This is a genomic window from Actinomyces oris (genome assembly GCF_001937665.1).
In the GTDB taxonomy this organism is placed as follows: Bacteria; Actinomycetota; Actinomycetes; order Actinomycetales; family Actinomycetaceae; genus Actinomyces; species Actinomyces stomatis.
This window is the reverse complement of the sequence record NZ_MSKL01000019.1, coordinates 1-18,718: the sequence shown is the minus strand read 5'-3', so window position 1 is coordinate 18,718 and position 18,718 is coordinate 1. Positions and strand designations below refer to the sequence as shown.

General features: G+C 68.5%; 15 protein-coding genes. 1 reads left to right on the top strand and 14 read right to left on the bottom strand.

The features are described from left to right. Positions 1-4: 4 nt before the first annotated feature. The 13 genes from BKH28_RS07585 to BKH28_RS07525 all read right to left on the bottom strand — a co-directional run bounded on the left by BKH28_RS07585 (position 5) and on the right by BKH28_RS07525 (position 16,803). Positions 5-1,207 (bottom strand): MFS transporter, encoded by a 1,203-nt coding sequence (locus BKH28_RS07585; RefSeq protein ID WP_075418229.1) that lies wholly within the window; start codon positions 1,205-1,207, stop codon positions 5-7. Positions 1,208-1,294: 87 nt separating this feature from the next. After that, positions 1,295-2,002 (bottom strand): PH domain-containing protein, encoded by a 708-nt coding sequence (locus BKH28_RS07580; protein ID WP_081380085.1) that lies wholly within the window; start codon positions 2,000-2,002, stop codon positions 1,295-1,297. Between the two features lie 60 nt (positions 2,003-2,062). Continuing rightward, the gene (locus BKH28_RS07575; RefSeq protein ID WP_075418228.1) at positions 2,063-3,730 is read right to left on the bottom strand and encodes an ABC transporter family substrate-binding protein; all 1,668 of its coding nucleotides are present in this window, start codon (positions 3,728-3,730) and stop codon (positions 2,063-2,065) included. 93 nt (positions 3,731-3,823) lie between these two features. Further along, entirely contained in the window at positions 3,824-6,031 is a 2,208-nt protein-coding gene (locus tag BKH28_RS07570) for an ABC transporter ATP-binding protein (protein ID WP_075418227.1), read from the bottom strand. After that, positions 6,028-7,014, bottom strand: a complete 987-nt coding sequence (locus BKH28_RS07565) for an ABC transporter permease (protein ID WP_075418226.1) — start codon at positions 7,012-7,014, stop codon at positions 6,028-6,030. Before BKH28_RS07565 ends, BKH28_RS07570 begins: the two co-directional genes overlap by 4 nt. Positions 7,015-7,044: 30 nt before the next feature. After that, a complete protein-coding gene (locus tag BKH28_RS07560) occupies positions 7,045-8,004 on the bottom strand; it encodes an ABC transporter permease (RefSeq protein ID WP_075418225.1) in 960 nt (319 codons plus the stop codon). 265 nt (positions 8,005-8,269) lie between these two features. After that, on the bottom strand, positions 8,270-10,117 hold the full coding sequence (locus tag BKH28_RS07555) for a dipeptide ABC transporter ATP-binding protein (RefSeq protein ID WP_075418224.1): 1,848 nt from the start codon (positions 10,115-10,117) through the stop codon (positions 8,270-8,272). Further along, positions 10,114-11,073 carry an ABC transporter permease gene (locus BKH28_RS07550; protein WP_075418223.1) on the bottom strand — a complete coding sequence of 320 codons (960 nt, stop codon included), beginning with the start codon at positions 11,071-11,073 and terminating at the stop codon, positions 10,114-10,116. Before BKH28_RS07550 ends, BKH28_RS07555 begins: the two co-directional genes overlap by 4 nt. Continuing rightward, positions 11,066-11,995 (bottom strand): ABC transporter permease, encoded by a 930-nt coding sequence (locus BKH28_RS07545; protein ID WP_075418222.1) that lies wholly within the window; start codon positions 11,993-11,995, stop codon positions 11,066-11,068. The genes BKH28_RS07550 and BKH28_RS07545 overlap by 8 nt, the downstream gene beginning before the upstream one ends. A gap of 19 nt (positions 11,996-12,014) precedes the next feature. After that, positions 12,015-13,640 (bottom strand): ABC transporter substrate-binding protein, encoded by a 1,626-nt coding sequence (locus BKH28_RS07540; protein WP_075418221.1) that lies wholly within the window; start codon positions 13,638-13,640, stop codon positions 12,015-12,017. 164 nt (positions 13,641-13,804) lie between these two features. Then, the gene (locus tag BKH28_RS07535; protein WP_075418220.1) at positions 13,805-14,920 is read right to left on the bottom strand and encodes an LLM class flavin-dependent oxidoreductase; all 1,116 of its coding nucleotides are present in this window, start codon (positions 14,918-14,920) and stop codon (positions 13,805-13,807) included. A gap of 117 nt (positions 14,921-15,037) precedes the next feature. Continuing rightward, on the bottom strand, positions 15,038-15,646 hold the full coding sequence (locus tag BKH28_RS07530; protein WP_009393990.1) for a biotin transporter BioY: 609 nt from the start codon (positions 15,644-15,646) through the stop codon (positions 15,038-15,040). A 131-nt stretch (positions 15,647-15,777) separates the two neighbouring features. After that, positions 15,778-16,803: an alpha/beta hydrolase gene (locus BKH28_RS07525; RefSeq protein ID WP_075418219.1), complete on the bottom strand. Its 1,026-nt coding sequence runs from the start codon at positions 16,801-16,803 to the stop codon at positions 15,778-15,780. A 387-nt stretch (positions 16,804-17,190) separates the two neighbouring features. Here BKH28_RS07525 and BKH28_RS07520 point away from each other — a divergent pair, with 387 nt between their 5' ends. Then, positions 17,191-17,757 (top strand): NUDIX domain-containing protein, encoded by a 567-nt coding sequence (locus BKH28_RS07520; RefSeq protein ID WP_075418218.1) that lies wholly within the window; start codon positions 17,191-17,193, stop codon positions 17,755-17,757. 2 nt (positions 17,758-17,759) lie between these two features. Here the strand turns inward: BKH28_RS07520 and BKH28_RS07515 are convergent. Next, the coding region (locus BKH28_RS07515; protein WP_256695532.1) for a patatin-like phospholipase family protein at positions 17,760-18,718 on the bottom strand (959 nt) is incomplete at its 5' end.

The following is an 18,718-nucleotide window of genomic DNA, read 5'->3' as shown; positions in this document are numbered from 1 at the left end:
CCGGTCACTCCACAGCCGTTTCGACTTGCTCCACCTCCGGGGAGACGGCGCACGCCCACAGACACCCGACCAGCACCAATACGCATGCCCCGGCGGTCGTCAGCACACCCACACCCTGGCCCAGCCACACCGCAAGGGCGGGAACAGCCACGTAGCCGAGCGGCGCAGCACCATCCCCGGCGAGGTAGTCCAAGGCGAAGACAGAGGGCAGCGCGTCACGCTCAACTCGAGACTGAAGAAACGTCTCCCAAGCCACGCTCGTCGACGCAATCACAGTACTCGACACACATACCAACGCCGCGACAAGCCAAAGAGGCGCACCGAGTACCACGCCGACCGGAACCGGTACGAAGCTGAGGAGCGCAACCAGGCACAGCACCGGGCGCGACAAGCGAGATGGCACACGAAGCAAGGACCCAACGATTCCACCGACCGCAAACAAGGACTCACTGACTCCGATGAACCATAACGCCCGATAATCATCGCGCAGCATCACCGGGTATATCGTCATGTAACTCCCCCACACCGTAAAGTGCCACACACCGGAGCCGACCAGCACAACGAGAACACCTCGGGAACGTGCGGCGACCCGCAGGCCCCGCTTCAGCGCGGTGACGCGATCCGCACGACCCGTTCTGCGCCCTTTCGGCAGGCGGGCCTGCGACAGCAGGCATACGAGCATCAGCAGGGAGACCAGCCACCAAGCGTCGGCAACACCTCGCCATGACTGCACCACCGCAATAAGTCCAGGGCCGGCGACCGCGCACAAACCAGCGACAACAGCCCTGGCGGAATTCATCCGATCCAACAGATCCGACCGCACGAGGTCTGCGACATAGGACCCCATCGTTGGGTACATGATCGATGCGACGAACTCCAAGGCGAATGACACAGTGACGTATACGCCGAGCCCAACCGAGCCGGCATGACTCAGCATCGCGATACCGCCGCAGATGACGATCCATGCGGCTGCCGCACCGCCGAACATGGTCTTGGGGCTGACGTGAACCAGCATCTGCGGAGCCAGCAACGCACCCAAGATACCCGGCAACGCGCCCACGCCGAGAACCAGCCCGACACCGGAGGCACTGTAACCCTCCGACGCCACAGCTATCGCCAGCAATACGGGAACCGCCGAATTCGCCAGGACATACAGGCCTCGCGACACAAGAAACTCAACGACGTACTCCTCCGCCATCAGCTTCATTCAGCTACCCTTCCCGCCGCACTCCCCGTGCGTGATCGTCCGTCTCGCCGCCGTCCACCGAGTACACCAAGGCGCCGATAGGGCGGGTCATAGGAGCACTGTCACGGCCGCGAGCGCGACGGCGAGCAGCGCTGCGACGACGATGACCGGACGGTTGAGGCTGCTGGTCACACCGGTGGTCGTGCCCGGCGCCGTATTGTCGGCGGCCCGACCGGGACGGCTGCGCACCTGCTCGACGTAGGCCTCGATGAGGGCTCCGGCGTCGCCGGTGTCGAGGTTGGTGCAGTGAGTCCCCTCCCCCGAGAGGTACTCCGGGCGCACCGCTGGGGCCGGCTCGGAGTCTCGCAGGCCGTCGCGCCGCTCCTGCTGCTCGCGCAGCGCCTGGCGGCGCCGGAAGGACTCGGCCATGCCGCCGCGGCGGGGAGCGGCCGAGGCGCGCACCTCGACGTCGTCGGGCGTGATGATCGACAGTCCCCAGCGGGTGCGGCACAGCTCGACCTCGTCCCAGCCCAGCACGTGGGTGCGCCAGGCGTTGCGGATGGTGAGGGCCTGCGGGGTCAGGGTGATCTGCGGGGCCCACCACAGCAGCCAGGTGAGGAAGGCGAGTGTTCCCGCCCAGGCCAGGGTGCGCAGCCCGTGGGCGGCGCCGTCGGCCAGGCCGATCGTCAGGGACATCCCCCCTGCGGCCAGGCCGATGAGGGCGGTGCCGAGGCGAGCCGGCAGGGACCGGATGACGACGGTCGGCATGACAGGGGGCACGGTGGTGGGCACAGTGGAGGACACGTCTTCTTGCACGGGCGCATCATGCCGCACCAGCTCTCGTCCGTCGTCATCCGCTCCGGTTGCGGGCACAGCTCAGCTCTTGACGTAGCCGATGCTCTCGGGCCGGAAGGAGGCCAGCCCCTGGGCGCCGAAGTTGCGCAGCGTCTTGGGCACGGCGGTCAGCTGCATGCGCTGGTAGATCGGGATGCTGAAGACGTTCTCCCACAGGACCTTGTCGAGCTCGTTGGCGAGCTTGTTACGCTCGGCGCCGTCGGGGGTCGAGCCGATCTTGGCGACGTACTGGTCGACCTCGGGGACGGACAGTCCGGTGTAATTCGACTGGCTGGTCGAGGCGTAGTACTGACCCGTGTTGGCCAGGGGGTACTGGGTCTTCTCGCCGGTGAAGACCGTCAGTGCGTAATTCTTCTTGTTGATGTACTCCGGGAAGTACTTGTCGATCTCGACCGTGGAGACACTGAGCTTGATGCCGACCTCGTTCAGCTGCTTCTGGAGGAGGTTGGCCTCGTTGGTGGCCACCGGGGCGTTGGAGGGGATGGTGATCACCAGCTCGAGCTTCTTGCCGTCCTTGGCGCGCACGCCGTCGGAGCCGGCCACCCAGCCGGCGCCGTCGAGCAGCTTCTTGGCGGCCTCGACGTCGTGGCCCCAGCTGGTGGAGTTGTCCTGGTAGCCCTCCTGGACGGGCAGGAAGAAGCGGTTGCCCAGGAGAACCTTCTTGGCGTCCACGGGCAGACCCGCCAGGTCGGAGGCCGCAATGGCCTCGCGGTTGCAGGCCCGGACAATGGCCTGACGCACGGCCTTGTCCGCCAGAGGACCGGAGGAGGCGTTGAACATGATGTGACGCCACTGCAGGCCGGTGTTCTGGCGGACCTCGGCATCGTCGCGGCCACTGGCCTGCTGGTAGACGTCGGCGGAGAAGATGTAGTCCAGGACGTCGATCTCCTTGTTGGCGAAGGCCTGTCCCAAGGCCGAGTCATCCAGGACGTGCAGGGTGACGGTCTCGAGCTTGGGGGTGGCGCCCCACCACTTGTCGTTGCGCTCCAGGGTGATGACCTGCTTGGACTCGTCGTAGCTCTTGATCTTGAAGGGGCCGGCGAAGTAGTCGTTGTTGAACTTGGTGGCGCCGGCCATCGACTCGTTGAAGGTCTTGGCGTCGGCCATGAGCTCCCTGGGGGTGATGCCGGCCAAGGGGTAGGACCAGTCGGGGTAGACCGAGTTGAAGGTGACCTTGGCGGTCTGCTTGTCCACGATCTCGACCTTCTCGACCTTGTCGAGTCCCTCGACGGTGGCCCAGGAGTAGCTGGGGTCCTTGACATGGTCGAAGAACACCTTGATGTCCTCGGAGTCCCACTTGCGCCCATTGCCCCAGGTGGCCTTCTCGTTGATGGCCACGGTGACCACGGTCTTGCCGCCGACCTCCGCGGCCTCGAGCTTGGTGAGGAAGTCGGGGTTCGGTGTCGCCTTGCCGTCCGCGGCCCAGTCGACGGTGAAGGGGGAGACGAACTTCATGATCAGCCACATGTCGACGATGTTGCCGTCCACGGTCACGGCGTTCCAGTTCGCCGGCGCCGAGCCGATGCCGAAGCGCAGCGTGCCCCCGTCCTGGAGCTCGTCGGGGGCGGCGGTGGGCACGCCGGCGGTGGAGCCCGAGGAGCCGGAGCCGTTCTTGGCGCAGGCAGCCAGGGCGGTCAGGACGGCCGCGGAGGTCGTCGTGGCGAGGAACATGCGGCGGTTGAGCTTCATGGGAATCTCCGTTCACTGAGGGCGCCGTCGTCGGCGCGCGGTGGTGGGCAGGATCGTGGACAGTGCGATGGGTGGACTCGGGGGCGAGGGACGTCAGAAGACCGCCGTGCGCTCGGGGTAGTAGCAGGCGACCTCGTGGTCCTCGCCCTGGGAGAGGAACTCCGGCATGGCTCCCAGGCAGGCCGAGCGCTCGTCGTCGGTGAGTCCTGTGACGAACTTCGGGCAGCGGGTGCGGAAGCGGCAACCCGAGGGCGGGTTGGCGGGGCTGGGCAGGTCGCCCTCCAGGACGATGCGGCTGCGACCGCGCTCCTTGGCCGGGTCCGGGATGGGGATCGCCGAGAGCAGGGCCTGGGTGTAGGGGTGGGCCGGGGCCTCGAAGATGGTGTCGACATCGCCGATCTCCACGATCCGCCCCAGGTACATGACGGCGACGCGGTCGGCGATGTGGCGCACCACTGACAGGTCGTGGGCCACGAAGAGGTAGCTGAGCCCCATGGTGGCGCGAAGCTCGTCGAGCAGGTTGATGACGCCGGCCTGGATGGACACGTCCAGGGCGGAGACCGGCTCGTCGAGGACCAGGAGACTGGGTTCGAGGGCCAGGGCGCGGGCGATGCCGATGCGCTGACGCTGCCCGCCGGAGAAGTTGCGCGGGTAGCGGTTGGCGTGACTGGGCTCGAGCCCGACGAGCTCCATGAGCTCCTCGATGCGCGGCCCGATGTCCGCCTTCTTCCAGCCGTTGGCCCGCAGCGGCTCGGCGATGATGTCGAAGATCGGCAGGCGCGGGTCCAGGGAGGCCATGGGGTCCTGGAAGACGATCTGCAGGTCGCGGCGCACCTGGCGACGCTCGGCCCGCCCCAGGTCAGCCGTGTTCTTGCCCAGGACCACGATCCTGCCCTCCTGGGGCGCCTGGAGGGAGAGGACCTCCATGAGGGTGGTGGTCTTGCCGCAGCCGGACTCGCCGACCAGGGCCAGGGTCTCGCCCCGGCGGACGTCGAAGGAGACGCCGTCGACGGCGTGGACGGTGCCCACGCGCCTCTTGAAGACGGCTCCCTTCATGAGGGGGAACTCCTTGACGAGGTCGGTGACGCGCAGGACCTCGGGGCGCTCGGCATGCGGCAGGCTCATGGTCTCGGCGGTCTTGAGAGCCGGGACGGGGTAGATGTGGGAGTAGTCGAGCTGGTCCCGCTCGATCTCATCGCGGCGGCGGCAGGCCGAGTACTGGGCGCCGGAGCCGGCCTCCTCGCCGTCGGCCCCGCCGCGCTCCACGAGGGCGAGCTCCGGCTCTCCCTGGGCGCACTCGGCCTGGGCCATGGGGCAGCGGGGGATGAAGGGGCACCCTCGGGGCAGCTCCAGCAGCGAGGGCGGGTTGCCCTCGAGGGTGGCCAGGGCCGAGTCCTTGCGCGCGTCCAGACGGGGCAGGGAGCCGAGCAGGCCGATCGTGTAGGGCATGCGCGAGCGGTAGAAGATGTCGTCGACGTCGCCGGTCTCCACGATGCGCCCCGCGTACATGACGGCCACCCGGTCGGCCATACCGGCCACGACCCCCAGGTCGTGGGTGATCATGATGACGCCGGCACCGGTCTCCTTCTGGGCGGTGCGCAGCACGTCGAGGATCTGGGCCTGGATGGTGACGTCGAGAGCCGTGGTGGGCTCGTCGGCGATGATGAGATCGGGGTCGTTGGCGATCGCGATCGCGATGACGGCCCGCTGGCGCATGCCGCCGGAGAACTCGTGGGGGTAGGCCTTGGCACGCACCTGCGGGTTGGGGATGCCCACCAGGTCGAGCAGCTCGACGGCGCGCTTGTGGGCGTCCGCCTCGCTCATCTCGGGATGGTGGATCCGCAGGGCCTCGACGATCTGGGCGCCCACCGTGTACACGGGGGTCAGGGCGCTGAGCGGGTCCTGGAAGACCATGGCGATCTGGGAGCCGCGAATGCGGGACATGTAGCCGTCGGGCCGCCCCAGCAGCTCGGTGCCGTGGAGGCGCACCGACCCGGTGACCTCGGCGGACTCGTCGAGCAGGCCCATGACCGCCGTGGAGGTGACGGACTTGCCCGAGCCGGACTCGCCGACCAGGGCCAGCACCTCACCGCGTGCGACTGACAGGTTGACTCCGCGCACGGCGTTGACGCGCCCGTCCTCGGAGGGGAAGGAGACCTGCAGGTCGGCGACCTCCAGCAGCGGGGCGGTGCTGGAGGGGTCCGGGAGCGCGTCGTCGGTGCTTCTGGCGTCGACGGCGGGAACGGCCGCGGTGCTCTTCGTGGCCTCGGTGGACGTGCTGGAGCTGCTCGTGGGAGTCATGCCTTGCCTCCGGACTTGGACGAGGGGTCGATGGCATCGCGCAGACCGTCACCCATGACGTTGACGCACAGGAGCATGAGGACGAGCACGGCTGCCGGGGCCAGGAAGATCCAGGGGTAGGTGGTCGCCGAGCGCTGCCCTTCTGCGATGAGGGTGCCCAGGGAGGTGTTGGGCGGCTGGACCCCGAAGCCGAAGTAGGACAGCGTCGTCTCGCTGATGACGGCGTAGGCAACGTTGATGGTGGCGTCGACGATGAGCAGAGAGGCGATGTTGGGCAGGATGTGGCGCGCGATGATGACGGGACTGGGCACGTTCATGAACCGGGCGGCGTTGACGTACTCCAGGTTCTTCACGCTCAGGGTCAGGGAACGCACCACGCGGGCCGTGAGCATCCAGCCGAAGCCGGCCAGGAGGATGATGAACAGTGCGATGGAGCCCTTGGCGGCTCCGGCACGCTGGGAGAGGATCGCGATGATGAGGAAGGAGGGGACCACCAGGAGCAGGTCGGTGGCCCACAGGGCGATCTTCTCCCACCAGCCGCCGAAGTAGGCGGCAGAGGAGCCGATGACGGCGGCGACGCCCGTCTGAAGCAGGGCGACGAAGACGCCGATCATCATGGACTTGCGGGTGCCCTCCACCACCATCGCGTAGACGTCACGGCCGCCCTGGGTGGTGCCGAACCAGTGATCGGCGCTGGGGGCCTGGAGGAAGGCGGAGGAGTCGACGTCGGTGAAGGTCCAGGGGGTCACGGCGTCGCCGAAGAGCGCGAAGAGCACCATGACCAGGAAGCCGACCGCGCCGACGACGGCCCCCTTGTTGCGCCAGAAGCGCCGGGTGATGATCTGCCTGCGGGTCAGACGCCGGGAGTCCCTGGGGGTCTCCTTGGTGATGTCGCCCAGGTCCTCGGGGCTCAGCGGGGCCTCCCCGCCCTGCTCGACGGCGGCGTAGCCGCCCACCGTCATCTGCTTGCCGATGGAGGCCATCCCATTGGGTTCAGCGTTGCGCGCCATGGATCAGCTCACCCTCACTCTCGGGTCGACGATCGCCACGAAGACATCGGACAGGAGCGCACCAGTGAGGGTGCACAGCCCGGAGAAGGCGACGACGGCCGTCACCCCGTTGATGTCCATGCCGGAGATCGCACTGATGGAGTACTCGCCCATGCCGTGCCAGCCGTAGACCCGCTCGGTGATGGCGGCGCCGGTGAACAGGGTGGCCAGGGCGAATGCGAAGTAGGTGGCCATGGGGATGAGCGCGGTGCGCAGCGCGTGGCGGGTCAGCGCCTTGCGCTTGACGAGGCCCTTGGCTCGGGCGGTGCGCACGTAGTCGGCCCCCAGGGTGTCGAGCATGAGGTTGCGCTGGAAGCGGGAGTAGGAGGCGATACCGCCCAGCGACATCGACAAGGTGGGAAGCAGAAGGTGCTGGAGGCGACCGAGGGCGCCCTCCCCCTCACCGGTGAACTCGAAGATCTGGTAGCCGGAGGAGCGGTTGATCTGAACGGCCAGGACCTGCAGGAGGATCGCGATGACCATGGCGGGGGTGGAGATGATGATCATGGAGATCAGGGAGATCGCGCGGTCGGAGAAGCGGTACTGGCGCGTGGCGGTCCAGGCCCCCAGGGCCACTCCCCCGACCATGCCGATGGCGGCGCCCAGGAACACCAGCCGCACTGAGACGAAGATCTTGGTGCCGATGAGGGTGTTGATGAGCTCACCCTTGGGGGTGCGGCCCCAGTCCCAGTGGAGGACGACGTTGCGCAGCCAGGTGACGTAGCGGTCCCACACGGGCAGGTCGTGGCTGATGTTGTACTTGACGAGGTTGGCGTGAATGGCGTCCCAGTTGAGAGATGGGTCCTGGCGGTTCCACAGGGCCGAGGGATCCAGGGAGGCCGAGGCCAACAGATAGGCCAACGACGTGGCGATGAATAGCAGGACCGCGTAGTTCGCGATCCGGCGCGCCAGGTACGGGAGCATGCGTTCTCCTCCTTCGGACAACCCACCGGTGCAAGGATCACTGGCCCGCAGCAGGCGCACCTGGCGGCGTTGGAGGTGACACCGTGTACGAACAAATGAATGGGGTCACAATACCTGTCGCATGAAACTCGATGGATACATTTCCAGTATTCAGGAAATGCCCAAATGGTTAATAGTGGAGGAGAAATAAAACGCGGCGGTGGCCTTGAGTCCACCGCCGCGTCACCAGGGGTCCACCCCCGATTGAGGTCTCATTCAGACCTCATCATTTCTCATCTCCGTAGAGGTCGATGCCGGCCCCGGGAACGGCCCGGATCAGCTCACGGGTGTAGTCCTGGCGCGGATCGGCGAAGAGCTCGTCGGCCGCCCCGGCCTCCACGATCCGCCCGTGCTCCATGACGACGACGTCGTCGGCGATCTGGCGCACGACGGCCAGGTCGTGGGTGATGAACAGGTAGGTCAGCTCCAGCTCGGCCTGCAGGTCGGACAGCAGGCGCAGGATCTGGGCCTGGACCAGCACGTCCAGGGCGGAGACCGCCTCGTCGAGCACGACGATCTCCGGCTTGAGGGCCAGGGCCCGGGCGATGGCGACGCGCTGGCGCTGTCCGCCGGAGAGCTCATGGGGGTAGCGGCGCATGACCGAGCGCGGCAGGGAGACCATGTCGAGCAGCTCGGCGACGCGCGCCTCGCGCTCCTTGGCGGTGCCGATCCCGTGGACCCTCAGCGGTTCCTCGACGACGCGGAAGATCGAGTACATCGGGTCCAGGGACCCGTAGGGGTTCTGGAAGACCGGCTGCATGATGCGCCGCAGGGCGAAGAGTTCCTTGGGGCCCAGGGTGGACAGGTCCACCCCGCCGTGGAACACCTTGCCGGAGGTGGGGTCGATGAGGTTGAGGATGATGTTGGCGACCGTGGACTTGCCGGAACCGGACTCTCCCACGAGCGCAGTCGTCGTGCCCTTGCGGATACCGAAGCTGACGTCGTCGACGGCGGTGAGGGTCTTGTCCTTCCCCTTGGCGCCGCGCACCTCGAAGACCTTGGTGAGGTGCTCCACGCGCAGGATCTCCTCGGTGGAGCTCGATCCCAGGCTGGCGCCCAGGAGCTCGTCGTCGGTGACCTGGATGCCGCGGGCGTGGGCGGACTCGATGCGCCGGGAGGCCAAGGAGGGGGCGGCCTTGACCAGACGCTGGGTGTAGGGGTGGCGGGGGTCCTGGAGCACCTCGAGGCTGGGTCCGGACTCGACGACCCGGCCGCGGTGCATGACGACGATGTGCTCGGCCCTCTCGGCGGCCAGCCCCAGGTCGTGGGTGATGAAGAGCATCGCGGTGCCCAGCTCGCGCACGAGGGTCTGGAGGTGGTCGAGGATGCGTCGCTGGACGGTGACGTCCAGGGCGCTGGTGGGCTCATCGGCGATGAGCAGGTCGGGGCGTGCGGCCAGGCCGATGGCGATGAGGGCGCGCTGGCGCATCCCGCCGGAGAACTCGTGGGGGTACTGCTTGGCCCGCCGGGAGGCCTCGGGCAGACCGGCCTGCTCCAGCAGAAGGGCCACCTGCTCGTTGACGTCGATGTGCCCGCCGGCCGAAGGTGCCGGCTTCCGGGCCTCGCCGGCGTGTTCGGTGTGCTCGGCCATGAGGTTGGCGAGGCGGTCGTCGGCGACGCCGGCCAGTCCATTGGCCCGCAGCGCCTCCTTGACCTGGAAGCCGATGGACCACACCGGGTTGAGGTTGGACATGGGGTCCTGGGGCACCAGTCCGATGGAGGAGCCGCGCAGGGCGGTGAGCTCCTGGGTGCCCAGGTGGGTGATGTCGCGGCCCTGGAAGCGGATCGTGCCGCCGGTGACCCGACCGGTTCCGGGCAGCAGCCCGATGACGGCATGGGCCAGGGTGGACTTGCCCGAGCCCGACTCCCCGACGATGGCCACGGACTGGCCGGGGTAGAGGGTCAGGTTCGCCTTGCGCACGGCCGGCACGAGCCCGGTCGAGGAGCGGAAGGCGACCTCCAGGTCCCTGATCTCCAGGAGGGGGTCGTTCTCGGCGCTCCAGGAGGCCGCGGGGGCGAAGGTCTTGTCGGAGGCGCCTGAGGCGGTGGCGGTGGATGCGTTGGAGGGTGTCACTTGCGGGCCTTCGGGTCCAGGGCGTCGCGGACGACGTCGCCGAGCATGATGAAGCCGAGCACGGTCAGGGCCAGTGCGCCGGCGGGGAAGAGCAGGACGCTCGGGTGGCTGTTGAGAGCGTCCTTGGCGGCCGCGATGTCCGCGCCCCAGGAGACGACCGAGGACGGCAGCCCGATGCCCAGGAAGCTCAAGGTGGCCTCCGAGACGATGAAGACGCCGAGCTCGACGGTGGCGGTCACGATGATGGGGGCGGCGGCGTTGGGCATGACGTGGCGCAGCAGCATGGCCATGCGTCCTGAGCCCAAGGCGCGTGAGGCGGTCACGTAGTCCTCGTTCTTGACGCTCATGACCGAGCCTCGCGTGATGCGGGCGATCTGGGGCCAGCCGAACAGGGCCAGGACCAGGATGACGGTGAGGATCGAACGGTCGTTGCGGAACATCTGCATGACGACGATGGCGGCCAGGACGAAGGGCACGGCGAAGAAGATGTCGGTGACGCGCGAGAGCAGCGCGTCGAAGAAGCCGCCGAAGAACCCGGCCAGGGCCCCGACGGCCGAGCCGACGAGGACCACGACGAGGGTGGTGAAGATGCCCACGCTCACCGAGGCACGGGCCCCGTGAACGGTACGGGCGAAGATGTCGCAGCCCTGGATGTCGAATCCGAAGGGGTGGCCCCAGGAGGGCCCCTGGTAGGAGTTGACCAGCGTGCAGTAGCCGGGGTCGCGCGGGGCGAAGAGCCCGGGAACGAGGGAGAAGGCCACGGCCACGGCGATGAGCACCGAGGCCACCCAGAAGATGGGCCGACGGCGCAGCTGCCTCCAGGCGTCGACCCAGACGGAGGCCGGAGCGGACTCGTCGGCGACGGCGTCGACGGCCCCCAGGCCGATCTCGTCGTCGGCGATGACGAAGCGCTCCTGGCCCGGGCGGGTGGTGGGGGACGTGTTGTTCTCAGGCATAGCGGATCCTCGGGTCCAGGGCGGCGTAGAGCAGGTCCACCAGGAGGTTGGAGACGATGAAGACGAGCACGAGCACAGTCGTGAAGGACACGACCATGGGTCCGTCGCCGCGGATGATGGCGGAGTAGAGGGTGCCTCCCACGCCCTTGATGTTGAAGATGCCCTCGGTGACGATGGCGCCGCCCATGAGGGCCCCCAGGTCCGCGCCCAGGAAGGTGACGACCGGGACCAGGGAGTTGCGCAGGACGTGGACGATCATGACACGGGCCCCGCTCAGGCCCTTGGCCCGGGCGGTGCGCACGTGGTCGGCGGTGAGGTTCTCGGCCACCTCAGTGCGGGTCAGGCGCAGCACGTAGGCGAAGGAGACAGCGCCCAGCACCATGGCCGGCATGAGGAGCTCGGTGAAGCCGGGGCTCTCACCGGCGGTGACCGGCAGCCATCCCAGGCGGACCCCGATGATGAACTGCAGGACGAAGCCGATGACGAAGGTGGGCACGGCGATGACCACCAGGGAGAGCACCAGGACGGTGGCGTCGAACCAGCCGCCCTTCCTCACCCCGGCGACGAGGCCGAAGCCGATGCCCGCGACGGCCTCGAAGGCCAGGGCCATGAGGGAGAGCTTGATGGTGATCGGGTAGGCCCGCACCAGCACGTCGAGGACGGACTCGGTCCCCCGCAGCGACTGGCCCAGGTCCAGGGTGAACAGCCCCTTGAGGTAGAGCAGGTACTGGACGATGAAGGGCTTGTCGAGGTGGTAGCTGGCCTTGATCTGGTCGATCACCTCGGGGCTGAGCGAGCGCTGGCCCCCGAGAGCGGCGATCGGGTCGCCCGGCAGGGCGAAGACCATGGCGTAGATGAGCAGCGTGGCACCGAAGAACACCGGGACCATCTGCAGCAGCCTGCGTGCGACGTAGCGAAGCATGTCTCCTTCTTCCTCCCGCTCAGAACTTGGAGATGGCCTCGGCCTTGGCCCACAGGCGTCTGGCCTCGTCCGGGTCGTAGGTGAGAACCTCGTTGCCCGGGACATCCGGCGTCCAGCCCACAACGGTGGGAGCGGTGAAGTCCTTGGCGGGCGTGCGGGTGCCGTAGTAGAGCTTGTCGCAGATGAGCTTGCGGTCGATGGCCCGGCAGATGGCGGCGCGGCGGGCGCGCCCTTCCTCGTCCATCTTCCAGTGCTCGTGGGTGACGTCGATGGCGAGTCCCTGGAAGTATGCGGCCGGCTTGTTGATGGCACGCTCGCCCAGCTGCTTCTGGAAGATGGGCAGGAAGGAGTCGGGGACTCCGTCAGTGATGTCGATGGCATCGGCGAGCAAGTCGTTGTAGACCGAGTCCAAGCTCGTGTACAGCTTGAAGGTGATGCCCTTGTTCGCCACGGTTCGCCCGCCGGCGTAGGCGGGGTTGGGCTCCAGGACGATCCGGCTGTCGTGGTCCCAGGAGACGAGCCGGTAGGGGCCGTTGCCCACGGGCTTGGCGCCGTATGCCTTGGGGTCCTTGAAGGCGGATTCCGGCATCGGATAGTAGGCGTAGTGCCCCAGGCTGATCTTGAAGTCCGACGCCGGGGCGTTCAGCTCGACCGTGAAGGTGAGGTCGTCCACCTTGGTCAGCCCCGTCAGCTCGGAGTCCTCGTCGTAGGAGAATCCCTTGATCCTCTCGAAGAAGGAGGAGCCGAGCTGGGCGTTGGACAGCAGGGCGCCGAACTTCCAGGCCTTGATGAAGGAGTCGGATGTCACCGGGCTGCCGTCGGAGAAGGTCCAGCCCGGTTTGAGGGTGATCGTGTAATGCTGGTTGTCCTTGGTCTCGATGGAGGAGGCCACCTCGTTGATGACGTTGCCGTCCTTGTCGTAGCGGATCAGGCCGGCGTAGATCAGGTCGAGGACCCGCCCACCGTTGGACTCATTGGTGTTGGTGGGCAGCAAGGAGTTCTGCGGCTCGGAGAGATTGGCCAGGATGACGCCGTCGTTGGCGCTGGAGCGGGCCTCCTCGTATACCGGGATACCGGTCCAGTTGAAGTCGACGTTGGAGGCGTTGCGGGAGTAGCCGCCGATCCCGTTCTGGTACCACAGCGGGATACCGGGCAGGTCGGCGAAGAGCTGGGACTGGGCCTGGCGGAAGTAGCCGTAGGCGGTCTGGGGATCGGTGGCGCCCGCCGCCTGGGCCAGGAGGTCGTCGAAGGCCTTCGAGGAGTACTGGGAGTCGTTCGCGCCGGCACCGGTCTGGAAGGTGGCGTTGAGGAAGTTCTCCAGTGAGGGGTAGTCGGCCAACCAGCCGCTGCGGAAGGCGCCCAGGAGGGTGTGCTTGGTGATGGCGGAACGCATCTCGGAGAACTGGGCCACCGGTAGGGGCTCCATGGTGATGCCCAGGACGTTGGACACCGAGTGGCACACGGCCTCGGCCCAGGTCTTGTGAGGACCGTCGGAGTTGTAGGCCAGGGTCAGCTTGCCGCTGCCGCTGCCCAGTCCGCCTCCTGTCGAGCTCGATCCGCGCGAGCATCCTGAGACCAGGAGCAGGCCGAAGGCGGCCGCGCCGAGCCCGAAGCCACGGCGCGACACTGTCAGGGCGTTGTTCATGCGACCTCCATGGGGCATGGAACCGACTGGGATTCGTCACTGGATCAGGGGGTTTCCGGCGCACTGAGGGGCTCAGGCGCCGCCCATAGGCGGGGATACTACGTCCACTGAGGAAACAGGACCAACACGTGGAACAGGTGTTAAACCGTGAGAAACTGGCGTGTTCAGGCGGTCCAGGCCTGGGCGAGCAACTCGTAGGAGCGGCGCCGCAGGGCCGGGTCGTGGGCGTAGGTGACCACGAGGATCTCGTCGAGGTCCCACCGGGCGGCCTGCTCACGCAGGCGGGCGGCGACGTCGTCGGCCGTCCCGACGAAGGACAGGGACATGGCCGCCTCGACGGCGCCCTCCCTGCCGGGCGCGTAGGCGCGCCAGGCCTGCGGGTCCTCGCTGGGTGAGTCGAGCGGGCCGGGCCGATTGCCGACGATACGGGCGGCGGCGGCCATGGCGGTGCTGAACAGCAGGCGGGCCTCCTCCTGGCTGGGAGCCACCATGACGTTGACGGCGGCCGCGACCCGCGGAGCACCCGGCGCGCCTTGGTGTCCTTGGGCGTCCTCCGTCCTGGACTCGAGGACGGAGCGGTAGGTGGCGATGGCCGCCTCGGCCTGGACCGGGGCGAAGTGCGAGGCGACGGCGAAGGGCAGTCCGAGCCGGCCGGCCACACGCGCCCCGTTGACGGAGGAGCCGAGCACCCAGACGTTCGGGTGGGTGCCCTCCCCCGGGATGGCCCGCACCCGGGGGCCGTCGGGATCGGGTGTCTGGACGGCGTCGTCGGGAACGCCGGGGGCGCCCAGGAGGAGGGATCCGGGGACCCGTTCCGGTACGGGCTCGTCACCGAGGTAGGTGAGGATCTCGAGGATCTCCTCGGCGAAGTGTCCCGGGTCGGAGGCCCCTCGGCGCAGCGCGGCGGCCGTGCGCCGGTCGGTGCCCGGGGCCCGCCCCAGTCCCAGCTCGACCCGGCCTGGGTAGAGGGTGGCCAGGGTTCCGATCTGCTCGGCGACGACGAGCGGGGCATGGTTGGGCAGCATGATCCCACCGGAGGCGACACCCAGGCGCTCGGTGGCGGCCAGGACCTGCCCCATGAGGACGATGGTCGCCGAGGAGAGGTAGGTGGCGGAGCCGTGGTGCTCGGCCAACCAGTAGCGCTCGTAGCCGGCGGCGTCGGCGGCTCGAGCGAGGGCGATCATGTCGGTGAGGGCGTCGGTGCGGCTGCATCCGGCGCTGACGGGGACCATGTCCATGACGGACAGGACGGGTATGGCCCGCCTTTCGGGCTGACTCATACGGGCACTCTAACCCGCACCGACCGCCCGGAAGCGGGCCTTGAGGCCCGTGTGCCCCGCCGAGCGCGCAGCGCGGCAGGGCACACGGAGGGTCGGACTCGTGCCGTTCGGGGATGGTCAGCGAATCCGGCTGCGCACGGGCAGCAGGCCGGTGGCGACCACTGACTTGAGGATGTCCCCCACGATGAAGGGCACCAGGCCCAGGGTCAGGGTAGTGCCCCAGCTGGCGCCGGTGGCGACCTTCAGCCAGATCAGGCCCGGGACGTAGACCGAGGCCGAGGCCAGCAGCATGAGGGCGACGCCAGTGGCGACCCGAGCGGTCGTGGAGCCGGAGTGGCGCGACCACACGGTGGCGGCGCGTCCGGCGATGGCGGCGATGAGGGTGTAGCCGATGACGTAGCCGAAGGTGACGCCCACGCCACCGTTCCAGCCGGCCAGGACCGGGGCGCCGACGGCGGCCAGGACGCCGAGGAGCATCGCGGACAGGGCGCCGCGGCGCGAACCGAGGACGGCGCCGACGCCCAGAGCGGCGAAGGTGCCCATGGAGATCGGCACAGGGGTGAAGGGCAGGGGGATCGCGATCTGACCGATGAGGATCAGGGCGACGGTGCCGGCCAGGATCAGCCCGACCTCACGAACGCGGACAAGAGCGGGGTTGGCGGCGCTGGTAACGGATTCTGAGCGGGCCGCGGAGCCGGCGGCCGGGGTGGAGGGTTTGGTGATCATGGCTCCACCATACGGGGACCGCCGACATGACGAACGACCGGTTCCCACCGAAGAGCCAGACCATGACTTGTAGGTTTCCTACAAGAATTACGCGGGTGTCCGCCTTAGAATCCGCGATTACCCGGTGGTTCTCACAGTTCAGGCAGGTGTCCGTCAATCCAGGTGAGGATGTCGCCGGTGACCTGGTCCCGGTTGGTCTCGTTGAGCAGCTCGTGGCGCCCGCCCGGGTAGAGGATGACGGAGACCTCCCGTACGCCGGCGCGGCGGTAGAGAGTGGCGGCCCGCTGGACGCCCCTTCCCATGGCACCGACCGGATCCCGGCCCCCGGAGGCCAGGAGCATGGGCAGCCCCGCGGGCACTGCCGCGGCGTGGGCGGCCGTGTTGACGACCTCCTGCCCTGAAATGATGTCGCGGTAGAAGCTCGAGGGGTAGGCGAACCCGCACCAGGGGTCGGCGACGTAGCGGTCGACCTCGTGAACGTCCCGGCTGATCCAGTCGGCCTCGGTGCGGTTGGGGGCGAAGTGCCGCTGGTAGGGACCGAAGGCGAGTGCGTTGAGCAGCCGGGAGGGGCGGCGTGGGCCGCGCAGCCGGGACTCCCCGGCGCAGATCGCTGCGGCGGGGCCGGCCAACGCACCGATTCCCGCACCGGTCCCCAACAGGATGAGGCCGGCCAGCTCGCCGCCGCGGCGGGCGGCCAGGTCGCGGGCCAGGAAGGAGCCCCAGGAGTGGCCCACCAGGAAGACCGGAACATCGGGCCAGGCCCGCCGGGCCGCGTCCAGGACGGTGCCCATGTCGGCCACGACCCTGTCCCACCCGTCCCGCTCGGCGATGAAGCCGAAGCCATCCGGTGCGGCGGTGGCCCCGTGGCCTCGGTGGTCCTCGGCCAGGACCGCGTAGCCCTCCTCCACCGCGGAGGCGGCGAAGCGGGCGTAGCGCGAGGCGTGCTCGGCCATGCCGTGGGCGATGACGATGATGCCCCGGGGGCGGGCGGCGCCGGGTACCTGCGGGCGCGGCGCGGCCATAGGGCGCACCGGGGCGCCGTCCTCGGGAGCGTCGGCCACCAGGAGGGAGCCGTCAATGAGCCACTCGGGGAGCCAGATGTGCACGACCAGACGCACTCCGTCGTCGGCCGTGAGCCGAGTAAGGCTGGTCTGCATCGAGTCCTCCTCAGGCAGCGTCGTCAATCGACGTCAACGGGGCGTCGGTCGTGCTCGGGTCGGCATCGGTCATCATTGATCGTGTCGACGGCTGACGATCGGCAGTGGAACCGGGTTCGCGGGCTGGGCCCACAGTGTCCCGTCGCCCCAGGTAGAAGCCTAGTTGTCCGACGCCGAGCCGGCAGCGTTACCGCCGAGGTGAATCTCCGATGCCCCCAGAGCGGGCACACTGCAGAATTGCCACAGACGGCCACTGATGACTGACTGCACCGGAGCATCGCCTACATTCCTGATGGTTTCATGAGTCCCTGTCACCCATATCCCGACAGTTCTCCCCACAAACCCTTCCACCTACTCCGGTCGGGCACCTGGTCTACGGTGGTCGTCATGGCCGTCCACTCCTTCACCCTTGTTCCCGCCGCCTACGTCTACCTCCTGCGCCCCCATCCGGGTGTCTCCGACTGGGACGCCGGCCCGGTGAGCACCGCGCCCCAGGTGCTCCTCCAGCTGCGGCAGGGCACCGGCTACATGGACGGACACTGGGCCTGCGGCGCCTCGGGTCACGTCGAGGCCGCCGAGAGTGTCCTCGAGACGGCTGTGCGTGAGACCGACGAAGAGCTGGGGATCCGCGTCGAGGCGAAGGACCTGACGGCGCTGACGGCGATGCACCGCACCAATGACCTCGGCGGCGCGGCTCTGGAGCAGCGCATCGACCTGTTCTTCACGCTGCGGACCTGGGCGGGCACGCCGAGTGTGCGTGAGCCGGCCAAGAACGCGGGCCTGCGCTGGTTCTCCCTGACCGACCTGCCCGAGGCGGTTCCGCCGCACGAGCGCCACGTCCTGGATCTGCTGGCCGCCTCCCTCGACGGCGGCCGGCCGGTGCCGCCGGTCATCACCTTCGGCTTCGACGAGGGCCAGGACATCGCTCGCTACGGCGTCGCCCTGCCGCACTGAGCTCAGCTCGCCAGGAAGGCCTCGATGGCGGGCAGCTCGCGGCGGGCCTGGGCCAGGCCGGCCTCGAAGGCGGTGACGATGCGGTCGTAGCGCAGCTCGCCGTTGGCGATGGGCATGCGCTCGGGCCGGAAGAGGTAGACGCTCCCCTGGCTGCGCAGGTGCTCCAGCTCCTCGACAGTGCGGTTGTAGTTCTCGGGGCGGTCGATGACGGCCTGAACTAGGGCCGGGTAGCGGGCGTAGAGCCGCTGGAGGATCTCGATCTCGTGGCGTCGCATGGGCGGTTTGCGGTAGTCCTCGGGGCGGGTCATGACCACGAGCAGCTTGTCGTACCCGTCGGCGCGGGCGGCGTCGATGGCGAAGCCGCCGGTGGGTCCGACGGCGCCGTCCACGTAGGGGGCGCCGTCGACCTCGACCATGGGCATGAGCACCGGCATCGACGACGACGCGCGGGCCCGTACCAGCAGGTCCGCCATGGTGGGCATGTCCTCCAGGCCCCAGTAGACCTCCTGGCCGGTGTCGCAGCGGAAGGCGCCCAGGCGCACCGTGGCCGGTGAGGCGGCGAAGGTCTCCCAGTCGAAGGGGATGGACTCGTCGGGCGCGGAGGTGTGCAGGTAGATGTGCTCGGAGTTGAAGTAGCCCTTGCCGGTCACGAAGCTGCCCCAGCCGCCGGCCTTGGGGTCGGTGGTCAGTCCCAGGTAGGCCTCGCGGGTGCGCCAGGTGTCCCGGGAGACGAAGTTGCAGGTGTTGGTGCAGCCCGCGGAGATGCCACCGACCCAGGGGAAGGAGAGCCCGGCCTCCAGCATGACGCGCACGAGGCCGGCCGTGTAGGCCCCACGCATGCCGCCGCTCTCGAAGACGAGGGCGACGTCGTCGGGGCCGTGGGTGATGGGAGCGGGCCGGTGGTTGGGGTCGGTGACGGGGACGGGCCGTAGAACAGGGCCGGAGACGGGGACGGGCCGTA